The sequence below is a fragment of the Staphylococcus sp. GW821-FHT11H10 genome, from assembly GCF_058807855.1.
Genome location: NZ_JBXARC010000045.1, coordinates 1 through 4,092 on the forward strand (window position 1 = coordinate 1; position 4,092 = coordinate 4,092).

Annotated in this window: 6 protein-coding genes; 4 read left to right on the forward strand and 2 right to left on the reverse strand. The window is 29.8% G+C overall.

All coding sequences use genetic code 11. From position 1 onward, the window contains the following. Positions 1-289: 289 nt before the first annotated feature. The 3 genes from AC1RRU_RS12440 (at position 290) to AC1RRU_RS12450 (ending at position 1,988) form a co-directional block, all read left to right on the forward strand. Positions 290-556, forward strand: a complete 267-nt coding sequence (locus tag AC1RRU_RS12440; RefSeq protein ID WP_053020042.1) for a hypothetical protein — start codon at positions 290-292, stop codon at positions 554-556. Between the two features lie 136 nt (positions 557-692). Then, positions 693-1,151, forward strand: a complete 459-nt coding sequence (locus AC1RRU_RS12445) for a DUF1307 domain-containing protein (protein ID WP_016931397.1) — start codon at positions 693-695, stop codon at positions 1,149-1,151. 741 nt (positions 1,152-1,892) lie between these two features. Next, positions 1,893-1,988 (forward strand): type I toxin-antitoxin system Fst family toxin, encoded by a 96-nt coding sequence (locus AC1RRU_RS12450; RefSeq protein ID WP_002441941.1) that lies wholly within the window; start codon positions 1,893-1,895, stop codon positions 1,986-1,988. A gap of 267 nt (positions 1,989-2,255) precedes the next feature. Here the strand turns inward: AC1RRU_RS12450 and AC1RRU_RS12455 are convergent, their stop codons facing one another. Then, positions 2,256-2,774 (reverse strand): type 1 glutamine amidotransferase domain-containing protein, encoded by a 519-nt coding sequence (locus AC1RRU_RS12455; protein ID WP_016931402.1) that lies wholly within the window; start codon positions 2,772-2,774, stop codon positions 2,256-2,258. A gap of 88 nt (positions 2,775-2,862) precedes the next feature. Further along, on the reverse strand, positions 2,863-3,498 hold the full coding sequence (gene hxlA, locus AC1RRU_RS12460) for a 3-hexulose-6-phosphate synthase (RefSeq protein ID WP_053020041.1): 636 nt from the start codon (positions 3,496-3,498) through the stop codon (positions 2,863-2,865). 101 nt (positions 3,499-3,599) lie between these two features. Here hxlA and AC1RRU_RS12465 point away from each other — a divergent pair, with 101 nt between their 5' ends. Further along, complete coding sequence (locus AC1RRU_RS12465; protein ID WP_053020040.1) at positions 3,600-3,950, forward strand: winged helix-turn-helix transcriptional regulator; 351 nt, start codon at positions 3,600-3,602, stop codon at positions 3,948-3,950. Positions 3,951-4,092 lie beyond the last annotated feature (142 nt).

The window sequence follows — 4,092 nt, forward strand, 5'->3', positions numbered from 1 at the left end:
GCTGAAAATAATCAAAAAATTTATAAAAAAGACAATTTCTATATTATTTCAATAGAAATTGTCTTTTTTCACTTATCAAAGAACTTTATGTCCCGGACTCTTTGATTGAAAATATGTTAAAAATGCCTGGGTACAATCGGGGTACAAAACGCAAAAAATGTATACCTTTTTAAAATCTCTGTATCCCTTGAAATGTCTGGCTTCGCCAGACCATACATTTTTTAATGTATGCAAATTTCCCTTATGCTCTTACAAAGAATTTGGAGCCAATTCAAAATTCGGTGGTTTTTTGAAAGAAATTGCTCCTGCAGGAACTAAAAAAGTTGATGATTTTTTGAGCCATTTTATGCAAAATTTTAGTTTGCATATAGCTGGTCAGTGTCTAAAAATCGTCACTGGTTTTGCTCAAATTTTTGTTTGTGAAATTAAAATATATTTATTTGGCTCTCATTTGCGTTTTAAGAGCCAATATAAGTTTTTGGGTATAAAAAACTATATAAATAACTCTAATTTTTCAAAATTCTCCTTTAAAATTAAAAATAAAAGCATAAAGTGATAAATAAATAAAATTATTGAATTTTGTTGTTTATAACAATTTCTTTTTTCGCTAAATTTAATATATTTTTAACTAAGGTAAGGGTCATATTTTTAGGATGAATGGTATATAATATTAAAACAAAGGAGATTAAATTATGAAAAAAGTTACTGGTTTGGTAGTAAGTATTGTTTTTTTAATTACTTTATCTGCTTGTGGAGCTGAAAAAACTAAAACATTTGTTGGAGAAGAATCTAATGTGAAAATGGAGGTAACTTATACATATAAAGGGGACGAAATAATTAAACAAAAATCTGTAAATACTTTGAAATATAGCGATTTTAGTCTGAATGATGATACATCTAAAAAAATAATGAAGGAAGCAATAGAGAAAGAAAGTAAAAAAATGCAAGACGTTAAAGGCGTAAAGGAAACTGTTAAAGAGAATGATGAAGGGATTGTAGAAACTATAACTATAGATTTAAAAAATGCTGATATTGATACTTTAAAATCTAAAGATATTGTTAGTATGTCTGGTAATACAGGGAATGGTTTTAGTATGAAGAAAACTGAGAAGGAAATGAAAAAAGAAGGTTTTAAAGAAAAAGAAGACTAATTTTGACTTAATATATTTTATACACTTGGAATAACGTTAGCAAAAAGCTGGCGTTATTTTTTATTTTTAATGACTTTTATAATTAAAATGTTCAACAGGAATGATTGCTCAAATTTTTCAAAATATTGCCTTAAAATTAAAAATAAAGGTATTCTGATTTGTAATAAAGTAGAATATAAAAAAGAGCTACCATTTAAAATTTAAGTAGCTCTTACTCACTTTTTGGCTGATTAAAAAGTGGTAAAGTATTAAAAATCAAGAAAGAATATTTTAATTATAACATAGCAGTTATGACGAGAAAATTTATTGATCGTTGAGAAGAACCCTTAACTAAATTTGTAGACGAATGTCGGTATAGCGTGAGCTATTAAACCGACCATTCGACAAGTTTAGGGAATGTCAAGGGTTCCGAGGCTAAACGTCAATAAAGCAATTTTATTTTTTGAAAAGAAAACAAAAGGAGTTTTTTGTATGAAATTTGGAAATTATAAAATTGATTCGTTTTACTTAATTATGATTATAGGTTTAGAAAAAGACGATAAAGAGGGTTAATTTTAGTTTTCGATTTTGATTTTTGAAATGAGTTGAAAACGAGTTTTTCTTGTCTTGATACTATAAAAAAGCAAAGATATAACATAAAATGACTTATCTGAAGTGGATATGCTTACGTGTTTACAGATGATATAATAATAGAGTCGCCTTAACTTCCGGCTGTATTTTCGACGGAAGGAGGTGCTTAATATGCTTATGATCTTCGTTCACATCATTGCACCAGTCATTAGTGGCTGTGCAGTTGCGTATTTTACTTACTGGCTTAGTAGTAAACGCAATAAATAGAAGGCGACGTTAAGCCGCATCAGAAATCCCCTCACTACCACAAATAGTGAGGGGATTGGTGCATATATGCATATAATCTTCGTTAAATGTATTATAACATCATAGTGCATAGGAATGCAAAATATGTAATACGACGTTATGAATTATTTGATGTATATATCTTAATAAAATTGGAGCTTCAAAATTAATAATAAAAAACTATCGACAAAGTTTAGATCTTTGACGATAGTCTAATCTATCAAATAATTATTTATAATGTATCTTAATTTATGCTTCTAATTGTTTAATAATCTCTCTATTGAAATCATCTAAGTCATCTGGTACACGACTTGTTACAATATTGTTATCTACTACAACTGATTCATCGACAACATGTGCTCCTGCATTAGATAAATCTTTACGTACATTGATAACACCAGTTATTGTACGTCCATTTAAATCATCAGTATCAACTAGTAAAAGTGGACCATGACAAATCGCAAATGTTGGTACATCATTTTGAGTAAAGTACTTAGTAAAGGTACCATAACGTCCTTCTTCATCACCACGTAAATGGTCAGGTGAAAATCCACCAGGAATTAATAATGCATCATAATTTTCTGGTTTAGCATCTGCGATACTAACATCTACAGTTACTTTTTTACCATGTTTACCAACAACTTCATGATTAGCTGTATCACCAATAATCTCAGTCTCAAATCCAGCATTTTCTAATGCTTCTTTTGGACTAGTTAATTCTATATCTTCAAATTCATCTGCTAAAATGATTGCTACTTTTTTAGTCATATTACAACATTACCTTTCAATTATAATTTTTAAATCTAGATATTATATACACTAAGAAGGGGGGAGTTTAAACATATATTAAAAATGGTTAAGCATTTCCATCAATTATATCACGACATTGTTTAGCAGCAGCTTTTGGATCGTCAGCGTTTGCTATGCCACCACCAACAATAATTAAATCTGGTTGTTCAACTGCCACTGATTTAATTGTATCGGGTTTGATACCACCTGCTACGGCTACTTTTGAATTTGAAATAACTGATTTAACAGTACGTAAACTTTCTAAAGGTGATACACCTTTAGCTTGTAAATCGTAACCAGTATGTACTGCAATATAGTCAGCACCCATTTTATCTAATTCAGCTGCACGTTGTTCTAAATTTTGAACCGCGATCATATCAACTAATAATTCTTTGCCATGGTTATGTGCTTCTTCGATAGCACTTTTAATTGAAGCATCTTCAGAAACACCCAGAATTGTTATGATGTCAGCACCGAATTTTACAGCTTGACTTACTTCATAACTAGCAGCATCCATAATTTTCAGGTCTGCTAATACTTGTGTGTTAGTGACTGATTTACTCATATGTTCAACAGCAGATAGTCCTTCATTTATAACAATTGGTGTTCCAATTTCTACAATATCAATGAATTCCTCTACTTCTTGAGCTAATTTTGCTGCTTCTTTTTGGTCTAATAGATCGATTGCTAATTGTAATTTCATTAAAGTTTCTCCTCTCTATCTTTTATAATGCTATTATGGTATTAGTTACTTCAAATAACAATACTGACATTTTTGTCACTATATAAAATGGAGGATTTGTTTTGTTAATTGAATATAATAATAAAGAATTTTATACATCGAAAGATTTAGCCCTGTCTGTCATTGGTGGAAGATGGAAAATTGCCATTGTTTACCATCTTTTACAAAATGAGCGCTTAAGATTAAGTGAATTACAAAATAAACTACCTGATATCAACCAACGAATGTTAATAAGACAACTTAGAGAACTAGAACAAGATAAAATTCTTGAAAGGACGGTTTATCCAGTAGTCCCTCCTAAAGTGGATTATAGATTGACTGAAATAGGTTTAAAGCTTGATAAAGTAGTCTTTTCAATTTGTGATTGGGGAGATGATTTTCTAGATACAGTTAAAAGTAATAATCATAGATAACGAGAGAACCTACAATTATCAGAAGTTTTCACCAAAAAAGAGTCTGGGACATAAACCCTAGAGAAATAGAGTCCGGGACATAAAGTTCTTGGATAAGTGAAAAAAAGACAATTTCTATTGAAATAATATAGAAATTGTCTTT